General features: G+C 60.0%; 20 protein-coding genes. 14 read left to right on the top strand and 6 right to left on the bottom strand.

Annotated features, from left to right (window positions below):
- The first annotated feature begins 10 nt into the window (after positions 1 to 10).
- The 9 genes from R6G97_RS17375 to R6G97_RS17415 all read left to right on the top strand — a co-directional run bounded on the left by R6G97_RS17375 (position 11) and on the right by R6G97_RS17415 (position 6,945).
- Positions 11 to 628 carry a hypothetical protein gene (locus R6G97_RS17375; RefSeq protein ID WP_317847269.1) on the top strand — a complete coding sequence of 206 codons (618 nt, stop codon included), beginning with the start codon at positions 11 to 13 and terminating at the stop codon, positions 626 to 628.
- A 793-nt stretch (positions 629 to 1,421) separates the two neighbouring features.
- Complete coding sequence (locus R6G97_RS17380; RefSeq protein ID WP_317847270.1) at positions 1,422 to 2,123, top strand: hypothetical protein; 702 nt, start codon at positions 1,422 to 1,424, stop codon at positions 2,121 to 2,123.
- A gap of 83 nt (positions 2,124 to 2,206) precedes the next feature.
- Entirely contained in the window at positions 2,207 to 2,902 is a 696-nt protein-coding gene (locus R6G97_RS17385) for a hypothetical protein (RefSeq protein ID WP_317847271.1), read from the top strand.
- Positions 2,903 to 2,936: 34 nt separating this feature from the next.
- Positions 2,937 to 3,698, top strand: a complete 762-nt coding sequence (locus R6G97_RS17390) for a hypothetical protein (RefSeq protein WP_139205737.1) — start codon at positions 2,937 to 2,939, stop codon at positions 3,696 to 3,698.
- A gap of 32 nt (positions 3,699 to 3,730) precedes the next feature.
- Positions 3,731 to 4,417 carry a hypothetical protein gene (locus R6G97_RS17395; protein ID WP_197853330.1) on the top strand — a complete coding sequence of 229 codons (687 nt, stop codon included), beginning with the start codon at positions 3,731 to 3,733 and terminating at the stop codon, positions 4,415 to 4,417.
- A 124-nt stretch (positions 4,418 to 4,541) separates the two neighbouring features.
- On the top strand, positions 4,542 to 5,306 hold the full coding sequence (locus R6G97_RS17400; RefSeq protein WP_197853331.1) for a hypothetical protein: 765 nt from the start codon (positions 4,542 to 4,544) through the stop codon (positions 5,304 to 5,306).
- 463 nt (positions 5,307 to 5,769) lie between these two features.
- Complete coding sequence (locus tag R6G97_RS17405) at positions 5,770 to 6,180, top strand: hypothetical protein (protein WP_043206616.1); 411 nt, start codon at positions 5,770 to 5,772, stop codon at positions 6,178 to 6,180.
- Between the two features lie 103 nt (positions 6,181 to 6,283).
- Positions 6,284 to 6,616, top strand: coding sequence for a YnfA family protein (locus R6G97_RS17410; protein WP_090344022.1), 333 nt, complete (start codon positions 6,284 to 6,286; stop codon positions 6,614 to 6,616).
- Between the two features lie 125 nt (positions 6,617 to 6,741).
- Complete coding sequence (locus R6G97_RS17415; RefSeq protein WP_043206614.1) at positions 6,742 to 6,945, top strand: carbon storage regulator; 204 nt, start codon at positions 6,742 to 6,744, stop codon at positions 6,943 to 6,945.
- On the opposite strand, the gene R6G97_RS17420 is transcribed toward R6G97_RS17415, so the two are convergent.
- From R6G97_RS17420 to mnmC, 5 genes are all read right to left on the bottom strand, one after another.
- Positions 6,934 to 7,161 carry a YheU family protein gene (locus tag R6G97_RS17420; protein WP_043206612.1) on the bottom strand — a complete coding sequence of 76 codons (228 nt, stop codon included), beginning with the start codon at positions 7,159 to 7,161 and terminating at the stop codon, positions 6,934 to 6,936. The two genes, R6G97_RS17415 and R6G97_RS17420, sit on opposite strands and share 12 nt — an antisense overlap.
- 87 nt (positions 7,162 to 7,248) lie before the next feature.
- The gene (locus R6G97_RS17425; RefSeq protein ID WP_043206611.1) at positions 7,249 to 8,433 is read right to left on the bottom strand and encodes an osmoprotectant NAGGN system M42 family peptidase; all 1,185 of its coding nucleotides are present in this window, start codon (positions 8,431 to 8,433) and stop codon (positions 7,249 to 7,251) included.
- Positions 8,434 to 8,531: 98 nt separating this feature from the next.
- Positions 8,532 to 10,274: an N-acetylglutaminylglutamine synthetase gene (gene ngg / locus R6G97_RS17430; RefSeq protein ID WP_317847272.1), complete on the bottom strand. Its 1,743-nt coding sequence runs from the start codon at positions 10,272 to 10,274 to the stop codon at positions 8,532 to 8,534.
- 3 nt (positions 10,275 to 10,277) lie between these two features.
- The gene (locus R6G97_RS17435; protein ID WP_043206609.1) at positions 10,278 to 12,065 is read right to left on the bottom strand and encodes an N-acetylglutaminylglutamine amidotransferase; all 1,788 of its coding nucleotides are present in this window, start codon (positions 12,063 to 12,065) and stop codon (positions 10,278 to 10,280) included.
- A gap of 140 nt (positions 12,066 to 12,205) precedes the next feature.
- Positions 12,206 to 14,188, bottom strand: a complete 1,983-nt coding sequence (gene mnmC / locus R6G97_RS17440) for a bifunctional tRNA (5-methylaminomethyl-2-thiouridine)(34)-methyltransferase MnmD/FAD-dependent 5-carboxymethylaminomethyl-2-thiouridine(34) oxidoreductase MnmC (protein WP_317847273.1) — start codon at positions 14,186 to 14,188, stop codon at positions 12,206 to 12,208.
- Between the two features lie 156 nt (positions 14,189 to 14,344).
- Between mnmC and pap the strand changes: the two genes are divergently transcribed.
- Together pap and R6G97_RS17450 are read left to right on the top strand one after the other, a co-directional pair.
- Positions 14,345 to 15,838 carry a polyphosphate:AMP phosphotransferase gene (gene pap, locus R6G97_RS17445; RefSeq protein WP_043206607.1) on the top strand — a complete coding sequence of 498 codons (1,494 nt, stop codon included), beginning with the start codon at positions 14,345 to 14,347 and terminating at the stop codon, positions 15,836 to 15,838.
- 231 nt (positions 15,839 to 16,069) lie between these two features.
- On the top strand, positions 16,070 to 17,032 hold the full coding sequence (locus R6G97_RS17450; protein WP_317847274.1) for a DMT family transporter: 963 nt from the start codon (positions 16,070 to 16,072) through the stop codon (positions 17,030 to 17,032).
- Positions 17,033 to 17,097: 65 nt separating this feature from the next.
- Here the strand turns inward: R6G97_RS17450 and R6G97_RS17455 are convergent, their stop codons facing one another.
- Positions 17,098 to 18,492: a class II fumarate hydratase gene (locus tag R6G97_RS17455; protein WP_317847275.1), complete on the bottom strand. Its 1,395-nt coding sequence runs from the start codon at positions 18,490 to 18,492 to the stop codon at positions 17,098 to 17,100.
- 157 nt (positions 18,493 to 18,649) lie between these two features.
- Between R6G97_RS17455 and R6G97_RS17460 the strand changes: the two genes are divergently transcribed.
- The 3 genes from R6G97_RS17460 to trhO all read left to right on the top strand — a co-directional run bounded on the left by R6G97_RS17460 (position 18,650) and on the right by trhO (position 20,525).
- Positions 18,650 to 19,168, top strand: a complete 519-nt coding sequence (locus tag R6G97_RS17460) for a DUF2059 domain-containing protein (RefSeq protein ID WP_317847276.1) — start codon at positions 18,650 to 18,652, stop codon at positions 19,166 to 19,168.
- Between the two features lie 11 nt (positions 19,169 to 19,179).
- The gene (locus tag R6G97_RS17465; protein WP_043206603.1) at positions 19,180 to 19,476 is read left to right on the top strand and encodes a BolA family protein; all 297 of its coding nucleotides are present in this window, start codon (positions 19,180 to 19,182) and stop codon (positions 19,474 to 19,476) included.
- A 116-nt stretch (positions 19,477 to 19,592) separates the two neighbouring features.
- On the top strand, positions 19,593 to 20,525 hold the full coding sequence (gene trhO, locus R6G97_RS17470; RefSeq protein WP_043206602.1) for an oxygen-dependent tRNA uridine(34) hydroxylase TrhO: 933 nt from the start codon (positions 19,593 to 19,595) through the stop codon (positions 20,523 to 20,525).

Consider the following 20,525-nt stretch of genomic DNA (forward strand, 5'->3'; position numbering starts at 1 on the left):
GCCCGTGCCCATGCATGATCACCAGGAGGGCATGTCGATGGGGTATTTCCCCGCGGGGTTGCGAGCGGCCGTGGTTCTGCTCGTTCTTTTGCTATCGTCGTGGGCCGAAGCGGCCAATGTCACGATTGGTGCGCGGTTTCGTACCGAGACGGGCAGCCAGTTCCTGCGCTATGGCTCGTCCAATGAGTGGATCTGCAAAACCTGGCGAGACCTGTGCAAAAGCGCGTCGGAAAATGCAGTGGACCTACCGATCAGTTATCGCAAAACGACCCTTAAGGACAGGCTGGCTCGGCAGCAGTATTACGTGAAGGTTCCGCAGCCTCGAAGCCTGCTGGTGCGTCGTGACGGTGGTAGCGAGACCTTGAATTTGAAGTTCGAGGTCACGCATATCAGCCAGTACGCGATCGTGACTGCCGAAAGTCCTGTAGCCAGCAACAGCCCGATTGCGACACGCGATGTGCAAGGCTCGTGCAGCGTGGTGCGTGCACCGTTGCCGCCGGAGGGGCTTGGGGGCACCTTTCAATGGGCGTTCTGGGAGCGTGATTCGAAGTGGTGTTACGCCAGCAGCCCGCGAGGAGAGTCTGGGGATCTGAAAGTCTCGCTCGTCAGCCGAACGGGAATCGGCTAAACACGTCATGCCGTCGGTTTCCAACTTTGAAATGCGTGGCGTCCTACCTGGCCCGCGGTACTCGACGAATCCAGCGACAGAGTCCAAGTTGGGTGAATGGGCGAATCTTTCTGCTAAGGGCCTTTGCCTGGTGCACGCGATCAGGACTGACCATGGCCTCTCGAGTGAATTGACGAGAAGGCCCGCTGAGGAGGTATTCCAGCGGTGGGACGTGTTCTCGACCTCCTTGATAGCCTGTCCGAGCGGTAAAGCTGGAAGGCAACAGGCGCCACTCGGAACGTTTGCCGCGATTGGACTGATATTGGAGGTCCCGCCTGAAAATATCTTGGGTACTTTCAGGGGGGATGTGTACTTTCCCACCCATGAAACGGGTGAGAAGAATAAGTTTGCCCGATCCGTATTGTCTGGGCGTTCGGCCTATAAAGACAAGCCGTTGGGGCGTCGCGTTTATATAAAAGGCGGCTACAATCGTATCGAGACGCCTGAGTGGGTGGCGTCGAAGATTTATATATACAGTGAAGTTCTCGTCGTGGGCAGGCCGGGATTCAAGTTGCACTACGCAATGACCAAGCCCATCAAGGTCGTCGGTATTCTCCACCATCAGAATTGCGAGTTGTCTTTGCGTGACCTGCCTTGGGAAAGGGTTGCGTTACTGCGAAGGTTGTGTGAGTTAAATCCGACGTTGCCGCTTAGTGTTGTTTAAGACTGTCGAGACGTGATCAATCGCCGATCAATCGAAGTGGCGAATGGTCGAATATTATCTGTTTGAACAAAATCTGAAAGTGAGAGACTCATGACTGATTTGAAGTCCAAGTTGGCAACTGCTACGTCGTCTTTGCTGCGGCGGCGACCCGCCAACACCAAGGTCAATATGCATGGCAAGGCATGCACGCCAAAATATTCCCTCGACCCCAAATTGGAACAGCGATTGACAACGTGGGAAGACCTGGATGATCGCGACCTTTTCTTGGCACATCCCGTGACGCTGGAGTGTTTCTTGAGCAGTGATCTGAGTCGGCGAACAGCGGAGGATGTTATCGAGGAGTGCGATGTGTTTTCCACCTCATTGGCTTCGTATGGCAACCCTGCCTCGGTACCGTGGACTCGCGGGGTTGGCCTGATTCTGGACATAAATCCTCAAAATATTCTCGGGACGTTTACTCGGCCTGTCGGGCTGCCGTTTCATGGACGGACCTCTAAGTATCAGTTGGCCCACAGCATAGAGGCGGGTATTAGCCAGAGCGGAAAGATAATCAAAGGCGGGTATCGCAAAATTATGACGCCGGAGGAGCTGCTCAAGTACAAAAATGTTGGCAATGAAGTACTGGTCATTGGTCGGCCCAACACGCATGTGCATTTTGCCCAGACGCGCAAAATCAACGTAAAGGGTGTGGTAATTGTCAATCGGAACAATAGTGAAAAACTGCGTGAAGATTTTAATTTGATTAGGCTGCTGCGAGTGCAGAATCCAGGCCTTGAAGTCTATTCCATGTAAGACCTTGTTGAGGAATTGTAGAGGTGCGGTGCGTTCATACATGCTGACGTGCCATCATATACGAACGGGCACTTGAACTATCGATGGGCAGGTTGAGCGACGCGGGGCGGCTGCACTCCAAATACTCTTATGATAAAAGTGTCGAGCACGCCCTGGGTCAATGGGAGCGACTGGCGGAGCAGAACAGATTTCTCGTGCATGCTTTCGACCTGGATAAGTTCGAAAGAGGCGACCTTTCAAAGAGACGGGCCGAAGACGTTTTCAAGTCGTGGGATGTCTTCTCCACCAGTCTGGTGGACTCCCTGCGGGTCTTCAGGTACAGACGCCGCTATAAAAATACAGGATCAGCCATTCCAACCCAGGTGTTCGGCGAGCTGGGTTTCATTCTGGAAGTGCCGCCGCAAAATATTCTGGGAACCTTCCCGGAAGATGTCATGTTTCCGACGCACCTTCCCAGTAAGGATTTTAAGTTTGCCGATGCAATACTCAACGGTGTCTCCAAGCTATTTTCGCAAAGGCTGGTGGAGAAATATAATAAGGTCGTTCCGCCAAGCGACATCATTGGGCGAACGGCGTTTCATAATGAAGTGCTGGTCGTCGGCAAACCTAATGTGAATATATATTGCACGATGACGCAACCGATCAGGGTGCGCGGTATTCTTTATGCGCCTAAATTCGAGGTTGCGGAAAATCATCGGGACCGATCGAGTTTCGAACGGTTGGATTTTATAAGTCGCCTTCGTCAGTTGAATCCAGGGCTTGGTGTTGTACAGGTCTAAGGCGTGGGCTAATACGAGGTGTCATGTGGGGTGGTTGAATAAAATACGCGTCAGTTCGAGATTCGAAGCGCTATCGGGAAAGGATTCCAAAGCTGCTTTTACCTTCAAACCGGCGACTGCCTATCCAGCATATTCTTTTGACAAGAAAGTCGAAAAAAATTTGCAAAAATGGGGGCGTATTTCCGAGATGGGGCTGTGCTTGGTGCATGCCGTGGGCGAGCACGCGCTGGACGACAGTGAGCTGTTCCAAGGGCGCGCACAGCACGTCTTGAGCGGGTGGGATGTCATTTCAACGTCGTTGATCAGTCGCAGACGGCCATGGGCGCAAGTGCAGATCCGCAATCGGGATCCAAAGATCGCCCGGCTGCTAAGGAAGCCTCCGACGATGTATGCAAATGTCGCGTTGATTCTACAGGTACCGCCAGAAAATATTCTGGGAACCTTCCCAACGGACGTCTTCTTCCCAACGCATGAACCGGCAAAAGACTACAGGTTTGCGAGTGCAGTTTTAGGCGACAGAAGTACAGCGCGTCCGGTATTAGGAGGGGCATATACTCAGATTGAGTCGCCGCGCAGGATAATGGAAAGGACCGGGAAAGAGATGCCGGGTACTAAGTATAACGAGATTCTCGTGGTGACCCGCCCTCATGTCAGGTTGCACTTTTCGGAAACGAAGAACGTTGAAGTGAAGGGTATTATTTACACTCAAGGAAGTTGTGGTCTCAGTCCGTCGGAAGCCGAGGTGCTTCAGCGCTTGCGCGAATTGAATCCCGATCTTCCAGTCGAGGAAGGGTAAGCCTGACTTGGCGAGCAGTGTGAATCTGAGCGATGGTTTCAAAAGCGAAAGAGCGAAAACTATATTCCAATCACACCGCGATGCAGCAGGTTTTATCGCAGTGGGAGAATCTCGACCGCCAAGGCATGATGCTGGTGTGCCCCTTCACCTCCATCACGGCTTTATGTGGCTATGAATTGCCAGTCATCCAACAGTGGATTGATCGTCATTGGGTACTGTCCACGTCATTGGTCAATCCGAGCGACATCGAAAAGCAACGGAAAAGCTATCGGCGAATGAATAGGGACGGGCATTTATTTTCCGGTATGCCGGAGGAACTTGGTATTGTGCTCGACGTGCCGCCGCAAAATATCCTACGTGCTGCGGCGGCACCGATGATGACTCGTACCCGAATCAATCAGCAAAAATTCATATTGGCAAACAATGGATTATTCAGTGTTGAAGGTCCAGATATCACGGCTCAGACGGATGCCTCCTTCAACGTTGTTACACCCAAAACGCTAATGAAATCGACCCGTTGGCAGCATAATGAAGTTTTGATCATGGGCAAACCCAACCAACATGTACATGGTGTTGTCACGCAGAGAGTCATCGCCAAAGATATCGTGGTGCTTTCGAAGGACACGCAGTCCGAGTTTTCCCATGAAAATCGGAAGTTGTGGTTGGGTTTTCATACGGCGAATTACTTCAGGGGGCCCTATGCGCCGGCGAGGCGTTAAAGGTCGGAAGAAAGCTAATGATGGTGCGGGGCGCCGTACTGCCGCCTGAAACTCCGGTGTGGACATTGTGTGTTTGAAGCTTGGGCACGTTTGATGCCTTTGCATAGTATTCTTGAGAGGTTGGATGAAAGTATCCCAGGTTATACGAAGACTGAATTGCCTTTCGGTTGCAGAGCCCAAGACGGCTTTCAGTTCAACGCGAGCATCCTTTACGCCTAGATTCTCTTTCGACGAAAAAGTGGAAAGTGATTTGGAGGCGTGGGGGGACATTTCGAAATATGGGCTGTGTCTGGTGCATGCTTTGGGCATTAGCTCTTTTGGGGGCGAGTTATTCCAAAGAAGAGCGCAGGATGTGTTGAGGGGGTGGGACGTAATTTCCACGTCCATGATTGCACGTAATCGTATCCGGCGACAGGCCCAAGCACACAATCTCCCAAACCGGATTCTTCGACAGATCGATAGCTGCAATTGTCTGTACGCCAACCTGGGGCTGATTTTAAAAGTACCTCCCCAAAATATATTAGGTACTCACGAGTATGATGTTTTCTTTCCGACTCATGCGCCGGCGGCACACTACGAATTTGCATCTCGAATACTGGCAAGGCGAACGGCAAAAGGAAAACTTTTCAATGAAGACCTGTTTACCAAGATTGAGTCACCTGCCGAGATCCTGAAGAAAACCATCACGCCAAGTGCCGTGTACAACGAGATATTGGTCGTTACCCGACCCAATGTCAGGGTGCACTTTTCGGCGACGGAAGAGGTTAGGGTGCAAGGCATTATTTACTCGCAGCATGGAAACGCTTTCATCCGAGACAAAAGGCGGGATCAGTTTATGCTAGACAGGTTGTGTCAGGTTAATCCGGATTTAGCTGTCGAATACATATGAGTCTGGTTGTCGGCCTCGATTTTCCTCGCCGCTGGTTGTTTTCATACACCGCCATACTCGATCTGTCAGTGTACATACCATTTGCGCAAAATCTTGCTAGTAGGCTCTTCGCATGGGATGTTTCAGATTTCGATCGCGCGCAGAGTCTCTCTCTGCGGGCTTGGCGAAGGCGGCATTCAAGCCACGGTCGTCGTGTTCATCGCCGTTGTATTCCTTCGACGAGCAGGTCGAGCGCGATTTACGTGAGTGGGGACGGCTTTCAGAATATGGCCTATGCCTGGTTCATACGCTCTGTTTGAATGGATTTCAGGCAGGCGCGCTGTCAGCGGGCAGGGCACAGGATGTCTTTAGATCCTGGGATGTGATTTCAACGTCTTTGGTCATACGCAGGCGTCTGTGGGCACACAGTATGATGCGCAGGAACCGTGCAGGCTTTGTGCAGATTTCGTCTCAGGTGACACCCATGTGTCATTCGGTGGGTTTTATATTGGATGTGCCGCCTGAAAATATCCTCGGCACGTTCTCGCGGGATGTACTTTTTCCTACCCATGCATCAGCCGATGGATACGAGTTTTCCGATGCAGTGCTTAATGGGTTCGAGCAAAACATGATGTGGGCGGGTGGCTTCAGACACATCGAGCCGCCGTTCGAGATATTGCACCATACCCGAGGTCACGGTGTTTTTTCGGATTATAACGAAATCCTTGTGGTGACCCGACCGTGCGCCAAAATACATTTTACGATGACGAAAGAAGTTGGCGTCACCGGGATCTTGTATTCCCCAGACAATAGAGGCGCTGATGCCACTGATGACATCAGACTATTACATGCAATGCTTGCATTGAATCCTGAATTACAAATCGAGCTGGCCTGAGAACTTCTGCGGTTGCGATGGAACGGTAACCCCTGAGAGCCCTCCATGCTTTGCTTCCGCCTCCGTTATGCTATGCGTCGTTCAAATGGGCTGGATGACCGGTGTGATCAATTACCTATGGTTTTTCTTGGCGGCGCTGTTCGAGATTGGCGGCTGCTATGCATTTTATCTCTGGCTGCGCCTGGGCAAGAGCGCTTGGTGGGTAGCGCCTGCGCTGGCCAGCCTGACGGTGTTCGGGCTGATTCTCACCCGTGTCGAAGCGGCGTATGCCGGCCGTGCCTATGCCGCCTACGGCGGTATCTATATCGTTGCCTCATTGCTATGGCTGGCGCTGGTGGAGCGGGCTCGGCCGATGGCCAGCGACTGGCTAGGGGCACTGCTCTGCGTGGCCGGTGCAACCCTCATTGTGTTCGGGCCGCGGTTGCAGCAAGGGTGATGCAGGCAAGGCTGTAGGTGAAATCGCGTGTTTGTGTGGGATGCGTCTATTTCACCTGCGTAACGTTGTGCGGTTGAAGGCGCCACAGGCAGTCTCTGGTTTTCCGTTGGATTGGAGGGTCAGACATGTTGGTGATAGGGCGTCAGGTGGGGCAGGCGATCAAGATCCGGGACGACATCACGATTCGGGTGTTGTCCGTGCAAGGGAGTGAACAGGTGCGTCTGGGCATCAAGGCACCTGCTGATATCACGGTAAACCGGGAAGAGATCAGCGACAGCGTCAAACAAGCCCTGGCGCAGCGGCGCCAGGGCAAGCAGTCAGTCGAATAGCTCCCTGGGCACTTCGTGCTTGGCCAGCAATTGGCATTGCTGACTTTCAAGATCGAACAGAATGAACGCCTGACCTTTGGCCAGTGCCTGGCGGACCCGCAGTACGCGGGTTTCCAAGGGCGTGTCGTCGCCGTTATCGGTGCCGTCGCGGGTTACGAAGTCCTCGATCAAACGGGTGAGGGTTTCGGCTTCGAGTTGGTCGTAGGGGATCAGCATGGTCACAAAGTCTTGGCTGGGATGGGGGCATGCTACGCCAATCGCGCAGGGCTTGCCTCAGGTGCTGTGCCTCCTCGCGCCAAGCGCTCAAGGCTTGTTGCCAACCAGGCTGTCCACCGCCGGCACCCTTGTCTCGCTTTCCATCTGGGCATCATGCTCCAGCTGATGGCTGAAGCGCTCGAGCGATGCATTTGCAGGGTGCGAATCGCTGGCGAATACCGGTGGACTGAGCAGATAAGCCGCCAACAAGCGGCTCAGGGCAGCCAGGCTATCGATGTGGGTCCGCTCATACCCGTGGGTGGCATCGCAACCAAACGCCACCAGCGCGGTGCGGATATCGTGGCCGGCCGTGACGGCCGAATGGGCATCGCTGAAGTAATAGCGGAAGAGGTCACGACGCACCGGTAGGTCGTGGTCGCCAGCCAGTTTCAGAAGGTGCCGTGAGAGGTGGTAATCATAAGGGCCTGAGGAGTCCTGCATGGCCACGCTCACGGCATGTTCGCTTGAGGCCTGCCCGGGTGCCACCGGAGCGATGTCGATGCCGACGAACTCGCTCACGTCCCAAGGCAGCGCTGCCGCGGCACCAGAGCCTGTTTCTTCGGTGATGGTGAACAGCGGGTGGCAGTCGATCAACGGTTGCTGGCCGCACTCCACCACGGCCTTGAGTGCTGCCAGCAGTGCTGCCACGCCAGCCTTGTCGTCCAGGTGGCGCGCGCTGATATGACCGCTTTCAGTGAACTCCGGTAGCGGATCGAAGGCGACGAAGTCGCCGATGGCTATCCCCAGTGCCTCGCAGTCGGCGCGGGTAGCGCAGTAAGCGTCCAGACGCACTTCCACATGCTCCCAACTGATCGGCATCTGATCGATGGCCGTGTTGAAGGCATGCCCGCTCGCCATCAGCGGCAGCACACTGCCGCGGTACACGCCTGTGTCGGTGAACACGCTGACGCGACTGCCTTCGGCGAATCGACTGGACCAGCAGCCCACCGGGGCCAGGGCCAGACGGCCGTTATCGAGCAGTTGGCGCACGCTGGCGCCGATGGTGTCCAGATGCGCCGAGACGGCGCGGTCGGGCGTGTTCTGACGGCCTTTTAGCGTCGCGCGGATGGTGCCGCGGCGGGTCAGTTCGAAGGGGATGCCCAATTCGTCCAGGCGTTCGGCCACGTAGCGTACGATGGTGTCGGTAAAACCGGTGGGGCTAGGAATGGCGAGCATTTCCAGCAGCACGCGTTTGAGGTACTCGAGATCGGGTTCGGGGTGTCCGTTAGACATCAGGTACTCCTTGGGTTAACGCTGTTCTCTCGCGGGTAAGCCCGCTCCCACAGAGCTGCGCCGAGCCCAATGGGAGCCGGTTTACCTTGTGCACGGTTTCATGTCGGTGCTTGGCTGTGGGGAAAGAGCAGGTCGACGAAGCGCTCGGCGGTCGGTTGCGGTTCGTGGTTGGCCAGGCCCACCCGCTCGTTGGCTTCGATGATCACGTAGTCCGGCTGCTCGGCATCGCGCACCATCAGGTCCAGGCCCACCACAGGAATGTCCAGGGCGCGCGCGGCGCGCACGGCGGCGTCTGCCAGCACCGAATGCAGGCGCTCGGTGACGTCTTCGAGCGTGCCGCCGGTGTGCAGGTTGGCGGTGCGGCGCACGGCAAGGCGTTGTCCAGCCGGCAACACGCTGTCGTAGTCCAGGCCCGACGCACGCAAGGTGCGTTCGGTCTCCTCATCGAGCGGGATACGGCTTTCGCCTCCGGTGGCAGCCTGGCGCCGTCTGCTTTGGGCTTCGATCAAGGCCTGAATGCTGTGTTTGCCGTCTCCAATCACCTGGGCCGGGTGACGGATCGCTGCCGCCACCACTTCGAAGCCGATCACCACGATGCGCAGGTCCAGACCAGGGTGATAGCTTTCGAGCAGTACCCGGCTGTCGAAGCGTTGAGCCTGCTCGACGGCCTGGTTGATCTCCTCCAGAGTGCCCAGGTTGACTGCGACACCTTGGCCTTGTTCGCCATCCACCGGCTTGACCACCACTGCGCCGTGCTCTTCGAGAAAAGCCAGGTTGTCATCGGCATTACCGGCCAACTGTTGAACCGGCACGCGCAGACCGGCGGCGTCCAGAACGTGCTGGGTGAGACGTTTGTCCTGGCACAAGGTCATGCTCACGGCACTGGTCAGATCGCTCAAGGATTCGCGGCAACGGACACGGCGCCCGCCCAGGCTCAGGGTGAACAGGCCTGCGCTGGCGTCGTCGACTTGCACGTCAATGCCGCGCCGGTAGGCCTCGTCGACGATCAGACGGGCGTAGGGGTTGAGCGAAGCCTCTGGGCCAGGGCCGAGGAACAGTGGCTGGTTGATGCCGTTCTTGCGCTTGACTGCAAAGGTCGGGAGGTTGCGAAAGCCCAGCTTCTTGTACAGGCGCTTGGCTTGGCGGTTGTCGTGCAACACCGACAGGTCCAGGTAGGCCAGGCCGCGGCTCATGAAGTGCTCGACCAAATGACGCACCAGCACTTCGCCTACGCCTGGGCGGGTGCATTGCGGGTCGACGGCCAGGCACCACAGGCTGCTGCCGTGTTCAGGGTCATCGAAGGCCTTGCTGTGGTTCAGCCCCATGACGCTGCCGATCACAGCGCCCGTGTCCTCGTCCTCGGCCAGCCAGTACACCGGCCCGCCCAGGTGATGGGGGGTGAGCAGCTCTGGGTTGACCGGCAGCATGCCGCGTCCTTGGTAAAGGGCGTTGATGGCATGCCAGTCAGCGTCGGCCTGGGCCCGGCGGATGCGAAATCCGCGGAACACGCGTTGCGCAGGGCGGTAGTCGGTGAACCACAGGCGCAGGGTGTCCGAAGGATCGAGGAACAACTGTTGCGGGGCCTGGGCCAGCACTTGTTGGGGAGCGGCCACATACAGAGCGATGTCTCGCTCGCCGGGGCGCTCGTCGAGCAATGCCTCGGCGAGCACGGCCGGGTCCGGGTAGGTGTGGCCGATCAGCAGCCGGCCCCAGCCGCAATGTACCGCACGGGGTTGGCCGTGGGGTTCGCTGCCGTCACCGGCCAATTGCGCCTGCAGGCGCTCGTAGGAGGGGACTTGTCCGCGGAGCAGGCGCTGGCCATAGGCTGTTTGCGCTTTCATCGGTCAGATTCCTTGTTCGCTGAGCCAGAGGTTCAGGGCGGCCAACTGCCAAAGCTTGGAGCCTCGCAGCGGCGTCAGTTGACCCTGAGGGTTGCTCAGCAGGCGATCGAGCATGGCCGGTTTGAACAGACCTCGGTCTTGGCTTGGGTCGGTCAGCAGTTCACGAACCCAGTCCAGCGTGGCGCCTTGCAGGTGCTTCAGACCCGGCACCGGGAAGTAGCCCTTCTTGCGGTCGATCACCTCATGTGGGATTACCCGTCTCGCCGCGGCCTTGAGCACGTGTTTGCCACCGTCGGGCAGTTTGAATCGGGCCGGGATGCGCGCCGACAGTTCCGCCAGTCGGTAATCGAGAAACGGTGTGCGGGCTTCCAGGCCCCAGGCCATGGTCATGTTGTCGACGCGTTTGACCGGGTCGTCGACCAGCATCACGGTGCTGTCCAGGCGCAGGGCCTTGTCCACAGCCTCGCTGGCGCCAGGGCGGGCGAAGTGTTCGCGAACGAACTCGCCGGCCGCGTCGCTTTCCAGCAGCCACGGGGCCTGGACCGTGTCGCGATACTCGGCATGGTCGCGGTCGAAGAACGCGGTGCGATAGGCCTCATAGGCATCGTCGGCGCCGTCCACCTGCGGGTACCAGTGGTAGCCGGCGAACAATTCGTCGGCGCCTTGGCCGCTCTGCACCCCCTTGCAGTGCTTGGCCACTTCCCGCGAAAGCAGGTAGAAGGCGATGCAGTCATGGCTGACCATCGGCTCGCTCATGGCGCGGAACGCCGCCGGCAGCTGTTCGATGATCTCGCGCTCGTCGATACGCAATTGATGGTGGCGCGTGCCGTAGTGGCGGGCGATCAGGTCCGAATACTGGAACTCGTCCCCGCGCTCACCGCCGGCATCTTCGAAACCGATGGAGAAGGTCGACAGATCGTCCACCCCTACTTCGCGCAGCAGGCCGACCAACAGGCTGGAATCGACGCCGCCGGAGAGCAGCACGCCGACGTCCACCGCCGCCCGTTGGCGGATGGCTACGGCGTCGCGGGTGGCGTCGAGCACGCGTGTGGTCCAGTCTTCCAGGTCCAGGTGCTGTTCATCCGGACGCGGACCGTAGTGCAACTGCCACCAAGTCTCACGCTGCACCTCGCCGTGGCGGTCGATGCGCATCCAGGTCCCGGGTTCGAGCTTCTGCACGTTGGCCAGCAGGGTACGAGGCGCGGGCACTACGGCGTGGAAATTCAGATAGTGGTTGAGCGCCACCGGGTCGATCACCGGATCGATATCGCCGCCCTTGAGCAGCGCCGGGAGTGTGGAGGCGAAGCGCAGACGCTCACCGTTGCGCGACAGGTACAACGGTTTGACGCCGAGACGGTCGCGGGCCAGGAATAGGCGCTGGGCGTCGCGTTCCCAGATGGCCAGGGCGAACATGCCGTTGAGCTTGGGCAGCAAGGCTGCGCCCCAGGCGTGATAGCCCTTGAGCAACACTTCGGTGTCGCCGTCGGAGAAGAAGCGGTAGCCCAGGGCTTTGAGCTCTTCGCGCAGTTCGGGATAGTTGTAGATGGCGCCATTGAAGACCATCGACAGGCCCAAAGTGTTGTCGACCATGGGCTGAGCCGAGGCGTCGGACAGGTCCATGATTTTCAGACGCCGGTGGCCGAGGGCGATCGGGCCCTGGCTGTGGAAGCCCCAGGCGTCGGGGCCGCGAGGCGCCAGGTGATGGGTGATGCGCTCTACCGCGGCGAGGTCCGCCGGGCGAGGGGCTTGGTCGATGGGGGTGAAACGTAACTCTCCTGCTAATCCGCACATAGGTCCTTACCGGTTTTGCCGTTGGGGAATATGCGCCCCGAAATGGGGCACATAAGGAACTGACCCATGGGGGTTGTGAGAGTTTTAGATCAATCCGTTATATGGGTTGAGCGGCCCCGTTGCCGGTGAACCCGGCCTCTCTATTTGCCGCGAATCAACCGACGCAACGCAAACCGGTTCGGATGACACGCCTGCGCCACCGTGCGCGGCAGCGGCAGCGGTTCACCGCACACCCAGGCTGCGACCAGCTCGCCGCTCAAGGGCGCGGTGATCAACCCTCGCGAACCATGGCCGCTGTTCACGTACAACCCGTCGAGCCAAGGACAGGGCGTGTCCGGCACCTGTCGAGCGTCTTTAGCGAGCACTGCATAGGCGTCGGTGAACGCTTGCGCATCCGCCACGGGCCCTACGATCGGCAGGTAGTCTGGGCTTGTGCAGCGGAACGCCGCTCGGCCCTGCAACCGGGCGGGGTCCAGCACGCTGGTATTGAGCCGCTCGGCCAAGTCCGTGGAGATTTCATCGAGCAGGGCCAAGTTGCCCTGGTGTTCGGCGACAGTCGGTGCCAAGTCGTCATTATGGAAGTCGAAGCTTGCGCCCAAGGTGTGCTCATCGCCACGCGGCGGCGCGACGTAGCCTTCGGCACACACCACGGTGCGCAAGGCGCGGCTGGCCTCGGTGGCCGGCAGGCGGGTGATCTGCCCGCGGATGCGCTTGAGCGGCAGCTCGGCGCAGGCCTCGAAGCGGCGGATCTCGGCGGCGCCGGCGAGCACCACCACTGGCGCGCTCGCCAGCAGGCGCTCACCGTCCCACGCTTGCCAACGGCCATCGACTTTGCGCAGTTCGATCACCTCCTGGTGGGTCAGCAACTCGATGTGCGGATGTTGCAGCTGCGCCTGGCACAGCGCTGGCGGGTGCACCCAGCCGCCTTCGGGATAGAACAACCCACCGGCAGGCAGTGCCACACCTGCGACCGACTCGGCCTGGGCTTTATCGAGCACGTGCAGCAATGTGCTGTCGAAGGCCTCGGCCAGCTTGGCCTGGCGCTGTGCTTCCTTGTCGTCGAAGGCCAATTGCAGCACACCGCAGTCGTCCCAGTCCTGTCCGCGTTGCAGCTGTTGCAGCCAACGGCGGGTGTAGCCGAAGCCCGAGAGGATCATCTGCGACAGCGTCGTGCCGTGGGCCGAGAGTTTCAGGTAGAGCACGCCCTGGGGGTTGCCCGAGGCTTCCTGGGCCGGGGCGTCGTGGCGCTCCAGCACGCTGACCTGCCAGCCACGGGCCGCGAGGCTGGCAGCCGTGGCGCTACCGGCAAGGCCGGCACCGATGACCACGGCATGCCGCGGGCCTTGCGCAGGGGCAGGGCGGGCATACCAAGGTTCGGGTTCGGCTGGGGCGGGTTGCTCAGCGGGCCAGCCCTGGAACTGGCCGTGCATGACCTCCCATTTTTTACCGATACCCGGCACCTTGCGCATGGCAAAGCCTGCAGCGATCAGGCCACGACGCACCCAGCCGGTGGTAGTGAAGGTGCCCAGTGTGGTGCCGGGCCGGGACAGCCGGGCCAGTTGCGCGAACAGCTCCGGCGTCCACATGTCGGGGTTCTTCGCCGGGGCGAAGCCGTCGAGGAACCACACATCGACCTGCGCATCGAGCGTAGGCAATTGCGCCAGGGCATCGCCCACCATCAGGGTCAGGGTCACCCGCCCATGGTCGAAGCTGAACTGCTGGAAGCCGCCATGCACCGCCACGTACTGTGCCAGCAGCGGCTGCCAGTAAGGTTCGAGTTGCGGCCACAGCTGTACCGCGCGGGCGAGGTCTTCGCGGGTGAGCGGGTACTTTTCGACGCTGACAAAATGCAGGCGCGCACCCCGCGGGGCGTGTTCGGCGAACAACTGCCAGGCACAGTAGAAATTCATGCCCGTGCCGAAGCCGGTCTCGCCGATCACCAGGCAGTCCTGGGGCGTCAGGGCGGTGCAGCGTTCACGCAGGCGGTTCTGTTCGAGGAAGACATGCTGGGTTTCCTCGATGCCTTCGTTCTTGGAAAAGTAGACGTCGTCGTACTGCCGCGAGTGAGGGCGGCCCTGGTCGTCCCAGTCGATCTGGGCGTGCTGTAAGAAGGTGTCAGGCATGGTTGGCTCAGCATGTCGCGGGAGGACGATTTTAAGCCATTTACGCACCTGTCGCTGCGCCAACCGAACAGAACCGAACGTGGCCAGCGATTGGACCTGAAGCCTGGCGCACAATCCGCTAGTCTTGGTTATCCATTGAAGGAGCCAAGGCAACTCATGTTCGAATCCGCCGAAATTGGTCACAGCATCGACAAGGAGGCTTTCGAGGCCGAAGTACCCGCCCTGCGCGAGGCGCTGCTCGAAGCCCAGTACGAACTCAAGCAGCAGGCGCGCTTTCCGGTGATCGTGTTGATCAACGGCATCGAGGGCGCCGGCAAGGGCGAGACGGTCAAACTGCTTAACGAGTGGATGGACCCGCGTCTGATCGAGGTACGCACCTTCGACCAGCAGACCGATGAGGAACTGGCCCGTCCGCCGGCCTGGCGCTACTGGCGGGCGTTACCGCCCAAAGGGCGCATGGGTGTGTTCTTCGGCAACTGGTACAGCCAGATGCTGCAGGGACGGGTCCATGGTCTGTTCAAGGATGCGGTGCTCGACCAGGCCATCACCGGGGCCGAGCGTCTGGAGCAGATGCTTTGCGACGAGGGCGCGCTGATCATCAAGTTCTGGTTCCATCTGTCCAAGAAACAGATGAAGGCGCGTCTTAAGGCGCTCAAGGACGACCCTTTGCACAGCTGGCGCATTAGCCCGCTGGACTGGCAGCAATCGCAAACCTATGACCGCTTCGTGCGTTTCGGCGAGCGTGTGTTGCGTCGCACCAGCCGCGACTACGCGCCCTGGCATGTGATCGAGGGGGTCGATCCGTACTACCGCAGCCTGGCGGTGGGGCGCATCCTTCTGGAGAGCCTGCAAGCGGCGCTGGCCAACGATCCGAGTAGCAAGCACAAAGGCAACGTGGCGCCATTGGGGCGCAGCATCGACCAGAAGAGCCTGCTCGGCGCGTTGGACCTGAGCCGGCGCCTGGACAAACACGATTACCAAGAGCAACTGGTCACCGAACAAGCTCGCCTTGCAGGGCTGCTGCGCAACAAGCAGATGCGCCGCCATGCACTGGTGGCGGTGTTCGAAGGCAATGACGCGGCAGGCAAGGGCGGCGCTATCCGCCGGGTGGCCGCGGCGCTCGACCCCCGTCAGTACCGCATCGTACCGGTCGCCGCGCCCACCGAGGAGGAGCGGGCCCAGCCTTACCTGTGGCGTTTCTGGCGGCATATTCCGGCGCGAGGCAAGTTCACCATCTTCGACCGTTCTTGGTACGGCCGGGTGCTGGTGGAGCGGGTGGAGGGCTTTTGCACCCCGGCCGACTGGATGCGTGCCTATGGCGAGATCAACGATTTCGAAGAGCAATTGACCAACGCGGGCGTCGTGGTGGTGAAGTTCTGGCTGGCGATCGACCAACAAACGCAGCTGGAGCGCTTCGAGGAACGCGAGCAGATCCCGTTCAAGCGCTACAAGATCACCGAGGACGATTGGCGCAACCGCGACAAGTGGGACCTCTATGTAGAGGCGGTGGGGGACATGGTCGACCGCACCAGTACCGAGATCGCGCCCTGGACCTTGGTCGAGGCCAACGACAAGCGTTGGGCACGGGTGAAGGTGCTCAAGACCATCAACGAGGCGCTGGAAGCGGCATTTCATAAATCCCGCAAATAAGTGCTTGGCTGTCACCTATTTTGGCGAGCGAACCCGCTTCCACAGACTAGCGGTGCACTTGTGGCAGCGGGTTTGCCGGCGAAAAGGCCAGCGTAGGCGACAGGGGAAATCCTGGCATGCCCGCAAGGAATGACCCGATGAATTCTTTTCCCGCGACTTTTCCCCAGCCCTGTACTCCAAGCCCTTAGAATTTCCAGTACCCCCACCCGCAGGGCCTGATTCGAGGACGCTATGCACATTTCTTCCGGACGCTGGGGCTACGGCCTGTTCCTGGCACTGCTGACCGCGTTTCTCTGGGGCATTCTGCCGATCAAGCTCAAGCAAGTCCTGCAGGTGATGGACCCGATCACCGTCACCTGGTATCGCCTCACGGTTTCTGGCTGCCTGCTGTTCGCCTGGCTGGCGGTCAATCGGCGCTTGCCGGCTGTCGGCAAGCTTGGACGCAAGGGCGCAGGCCTGATCTCCGTGGCGGTCTTCGGCCTGATGGGCAATTACGTGCTGTACCTGATCGGGCTCAACCTGCTCAGCCCTGGCACCGCACAATTGGTGGTGCAGATTGGCCCGGTGTTGTTGCTGGTGGCCAGCGTGTTCGTCTTCAAGGAGCGCTTCAGCCTGGGACAGGGGCTTGGGTTGTTGGTGCTGCTGGCTGGATTCGGGCTGTTCTTCAACCAGCGGCTCGAAGAGCTGCTGACCTCGTTGGGCGTTTATACCACCGGCGTGTTGACCATTCTGCTGGCCACGAGCATCTGGGTGTTCTATGCCCTGAGCCAGAAGCAACTGCTCACGGTGTGGCATTCACAGCAGGTGATGATGGTGATGTACCTGAGCTGTGCGCTGTTGCTGATGCCCTGGGCGCATCCATTGGAGGCATTGCAGTTGAGCCCGCTGCAAGGCTGGCTGTTGTTGGCGTGTTGCCTCAATACCCTGGTGGCGTACGGAGCGTTCGCCGAGGCGCTGGCCCATTGGGAAGCCTCGCGAGTGAGCGCGACCTTGGCGCTCACACCTTTGGTGACTTTCCTCGCCGTGGCCGCGGCGGCCGTGCTGTGGCCGGATTATGTCCAGGCCGAAGACATCAACGCCCTGGGATACGTCGGGGCGGTGACGGTGGTGGTGGGGTCGGCCCTCGTGGCGTTGGGACCTTCATTGATGGCCGGCTGGCGTGCGCGGCGTGCGCGATTGGCACAGGTTCAGTGAACCAGACGTGGCTGCGCCAGCTCCCGTAAAAGAGCTGGCGCAAACGGGGCTGCATGGCCTGACGGTCAGCCTTTTGCACCGGGTGCCAGCATGTTCTCTGGCCGCACCCATTGGTCGAACTGCTCGTTGGTCAGGTACTTGAGCTCAAGCGCCGCCTCACGCAGTGTCTTGCCCTCGCTGTAGGCCTTCTTGGCGATCTCGGCAGCCTTGTCGTAACCGATGTGCGGGTTGAGCGCGGTGACCAGCATCAGCCCTCGCTCCAGATGCGCGGCCATCTGCTCGGCATCCGGCTCGATCCCGGCCACGCAGTGCTGCTGGAAGTTGCGGCAGCCGTCGGCCAGCAACTCGATCGATTGCAGCAGGTTGTGGATGATCACCGGCTTGAACACGTTCAACTGCAGATGCCCTTGGCTGGCGGCAAAGCCGATCGCCGCGTCGTTGCCCAGCACCTGGCAGGCAAGCATCGACAAGGCCTCGCATTGGGTCGGGTTGACCTTGCCGGGCATGATCGAACTGCCCGGTTCGTTGGCCGGCAGGCGTACTTCGGCGAGCCCCGCCCGTGGGCCGGAGCCGAGCAGGCGCAGGTCGTTGGCGATTTTCATCAAGGCCACGGCCAGGGTCTTGAGGGCGCCGGCCAGGGTGGTCAGCGGCTCATGGCCGGCCAGGGCGGCGAACTTGTTCGGTGCGGTGACGAAGGGCAGGCCCGAAAGCGCTGCCAGCTCTGCGGCGATGGCTTCGGCGAAGCCGTGCGGAGCATTGAGCCCGGTACCGACCGCAGTCCCGCCCTGGGCCAGCTCGCACACTGCCGGCAGGCTGGCACGAATGGCGCGCTGGGCATAGTCAAGCTGGGCGACGAACGCCGAGACTTCCTGGCCGAAGGTGATGGGTGTGGCGTCCATCATGTGGGTACGGCCGGTCTTGACCAGGTGCTGGTGACGCGCCGACAGCTCGGCCAGGCCCGCCGAGAGTTCGGCGATCGCTGGCAGCAGTTTGTCGTGCACGGCCTGTGCAGCGGCGATGTGCATGGCGGTGGGGAAGCAGTCGTTGGAGCTCTGCGAGCGGTTGACGTGGTCGTTGGGGTGTACCGGCGCCTTGCCGCCTCGACCCTTGCCGGCCAGCTCGTTGGCGCGCCCGGCGATGACTTCGTTGACGTTCATGTTGCTCTGGGTGCCGCTGCCGGTCTGCCAGACGACGAGCGGGAACTGGTCGTCATGTTCGCCTTGGAGCACTTCATCGGCGGCCTGTTCGATAAGACGGGCGATGTCGGCCGGCAGGTCGCCATTGCGGTCGTTGACCCGCGCTGCAGCTTTCTTGATCAGCGCCAGGGCGTGCAGTACAGCCAGGGGCATGCGCTCCTTGCCGATGGCGAAGTTGTTCAGCGAACGCTGGGTCTGCGCGCCCCAGTAGGCGTCCTCTGGAACTTCGACCGGGCCCAGGCTGTCTGTCTCGATACGGCTCATGCTGCGTTCACTCCTTTGTCAGTCCGAAACCGCAGTTTAGGCCCTGATTCGCTCGAGCGGTTCCGTCGCTCGTCATGCCACTTGAGCACTATGGCGCCACGGCGCAGAATGCTCTCCCCGAGGTACCCGCCTCCCTTTCTTTCATGAAGGAAATGCAATGACTCGTCTTCGCGTCCTCTGTGCCGCCGTCGTCCTGGCTTGCGCCAGCGGCCAGGTACTCGCCGCCACTGCCAGCCACAACGCTGCCGCCGAGAAATTCCTGACTCTGGTCAATGCCGACAAGCTGGGCACCCCGGTGTACATGCAAGTCCAGCAGATGTTCGCCCAGCGTTTCGCCCAGACCAAAGCGCCTGAGTCCAAGAAAAACGTGCTCGACAGCTACCAGGCCAAGGCCAATGCCGCCCTGGACAACGCCATCGGCTGGAAGAGAATCAAGCCGAAGATGGTCGACCTGTATACCCAGACCTTCACCGAGCAGGAGCTCAAGGACCTGGTCAAATTCTACGAATCGTCGCTGGGCAAGAAGGTCCTGCGCGAGATGCCCCGCGTGACCCAGCAGTCGGCCCAGCTGACCCAGCAGAGCCTGGAACCGGCGGTCCCAGTGGTCAACAAGCTGCTTGACGACATGACCAAGGAACTGGACCCGAACGCCGGCAAGGCCCCAGCCAAGAAGTGAGTGACGCCCCGATGAACATGCAGCAACGCATCGAACAGCAGTTGGCCGCCCTGGCCCCGGCGCACCTTGAGGTGCTCAACGAGAGCCACATGCATAGCCGTGGCCAGGAGACCCACTACAAGGCGGTGATCGTCAGCGAGCAGTTCGCCGGACTCAATAGCGTCAAGCGCCACCAGAAGGTCTACGCCACCATGGGTGAGCTGATGGGCCAGATCCACGCCCTGGCGATCCATACCTATACATCCGAGGAATGGGCCAAAGTCGGTGCGGCGCCGGCCTCCCCGGTCTGTGCCGGCGGGGGGCACTGAATCCCTTCCGTCGTTCTGGTACAATCCGCGTCATCCGGGGGCCGCTACAGCGGCCCCCTGCTTTTTGTCAAACCCGGTCCGCCCCTTACGAGGGTGACCACCTGGAGAGTTGTTTCATGTCCCAAGCTATCGTCGTGGCGGCCTTGTACAAGTTCGTCACTCTGGAAGACTACGTCGAGCTGCGCGAGCCGCTGCTCCAGACCATGGTCGACAACGGCGTCAAAGGCACCTTGCTGTTGGCCCTGGAAGGCATCAACGGTACTGTCTCGGGCACCCGTGAAGGTATCGACGGGCTGCTCACCTGGCTGCGCAACGACCCGCGCCTGGTCGATATCGACCACAAGGAATCCTACTGCGACGAGCAGCCGTTCTACCGCACCAAGGTCAAGCTCAAGAAAGAGATCGTCACCCTGGGCGTGCCGGGCGTGGACCCGAACCACAAGGTCGGTACCTACGTCGAGCCCAAGGACTGGAACGCCCTGATCAGCGACCCGGAAGTGCTGCTGATCGACACCCGCAACGACTACGAAGTGGCCATCGGCACGTTCAAGGGCGCCATCGACCCGAAGACCGAGACCTTCCGCCAGTTTCCCGACTACATCAAGGCCAACTTCGATCCGAGCAAGCACAAAAAGGTTGCGATGTTCTGCACCGGCGGCATCCGTTGCGAAAAAGCCTCCAGCTACATGCTCGGTGAAGGCTTCGAGGAGGTCTATCATCTTAAGGGTGGGATCCTGAAGTACTTCGAGGAAGTGCCTCAAGAGCAGAGCCTGTGGGATGGCGACTGCTTCGTCTTCGACAATCGCGTCACGGTGCGTCATGACCTGACCGAGGGCGAATACGACCAGTGCCATGCCTGCCGCCACCCGATCAGCGTGGAGGACCGTGCGTCCGAGCACTATTCGCCAGGCGTGAGCTGCCCGCATTGCTGGGACAGCCTGAGCGAGAAGACCCGGCGCAGCGCCATCGACCGGCAGAAGCAGATCGAACTGGCCAAGGCGCGCAACCAGCCCCACCCGATCGGTTACAACTACAAAGCCGAGGCTTGA

It is taken from the genome of Pseudomonas sp. HTZ2, assembly GCF_033173945.1.
Classification (GTDB): domain Bacteria; phylum Pseudomonadota; class Gammaproteobacteria; order Pseudomonadales; family Pseudomonadaceae; genus Aquipseudomonas; species Aquipseudomonas guariconensis.

Excerpts from the sequence above, each read along its gene's own strand:
- R6G97_RS17375 (WP_317847269.1), top strand. The coding sequence starts at position 11 with ATGCATGATCACCAGGAGGGCATGTCGATGGGGTATTTCCCCGCGGGG.
- R6G97_RS17380 (WP_317847270.1), top strand. The coding sequence starts at position 1,422 with ATGACTGATTTGAAGTCCAAGTTGGCAACTGCTACGTCGTCTTTGCTG.
- R6G97_RS17385 (WP_317847271.1), top strand. The coding sequence starts at position 2,207 with ATGGGCAGGTTGAGCGACGCGGGGCGGCTGCACTCCAAATACTCTTAT.
- R6G97_RS17395 (WP_197853330.1), top strand. The coding sequence starts at position 3,731 with ATGGTTTCAAAAGCGAAAGAGCGAAAACTATATTCCAATCACACCGCG.
- R6G97_RS17400 (WP_197853331.1), top strand. The coding sequence starts at position 4,542 with ATGAAAGTATCCCAGGTTATACGAAGACTGAATTGCCTTTCGGTTGCA.
- R6G97_RS17405 (WP_043206616.1), top strand. The coding sequence starts at position 5,770 with ATGTGTCATTCGGTGGGTTTTATATTGGATGTGCCGCCTGAAAATATC.
- R6G97_RS17415 (WP_043206614.1), top strand. The coding sequence starts at position 6,742 with ATGTTGGTGATAGGGCGTCAGGTGGGGCAGGCGATCAAGATCCGGGAC.
- R6G97_RS17420 (WP_043206612.1), bottom strand. The coding sequence starts at position 7,161 with ATGCTGATCCCCTACGACCAACTCGAAGCCGAAACCCTCACCCGTTTG.
- R6G97_RS17425 (WP_043206611.1), bottom strand. The coding sequence starts at position 8,433 with ATGTCTAACGGACACCCCGAACCCGATCTCGAGTACCTCAAACGCGTG.
- ngg (WP_317847272.1), bottom strand. The coding sequence starts at position 10,274 with ATGAAAGCGCAAACAGCCTATGGCCAGCGCCTGCTCCGCGGACAAGTC.
- R6G97_RS17435 (WP_043206609.1), bottom strand. The coding sequence starts at position 12,065 with ATGTGCGGATTAGCAGGAGAGTTACGTTTCACCCCCATCGACCAAGCC.
- mnmC (WP_317847273.1), bottom strand. The coding sequence starts at position 14,188 with ATGCCTGACACCTTCTTACAGCACGCCCAGATCGACTGGGACGACCAG.
- pap (WP_043206607.1), top strand. The coding sequence starts at position 14,345 with ATGTTCGAATCCGCCGAAATTGGTCACAGCATCGACAAGGAGGCTTTC.
- R6G97_RS17450 (WP_317847274.1), top strand. The coding sequence starts at position 16,070 with ATGCACATTTCTTCCGGACGCTGGGGCTACGGCCTGTTCCTGGCACTG.
- R6G97_RS17455 (WP_317847275.1), bottom strand. The coding sequence starts at position 18,492 with ATGAGCCGTATCGAGACAGACAGCCTGGGCCCGGTCGAAGTTCCAGAG.
- R6G97_RS17460 (WP_317847276.1), top strand. The coding sequence starts at position 18,650 with ATGACTCGTCTTCGCGTCCTCTGTGCCGCCGTCGTCCTGGCTTGCGCC.
- R6G97_RS17465 (WP_043206603.1), top strand. The coding sequence starts at position 19,180 with ATGAACATGCAGCAACGCATCGAACAGCAGTTGGCCGCCCTGGCCCCG.
- trhO (WP_043206602.1), top strand. The coding sequence starts at position 19,593 with ATGTCCCAAGCTATCGTCGTGGCGGCCTTGTACAAGTTCGTCACTCTG.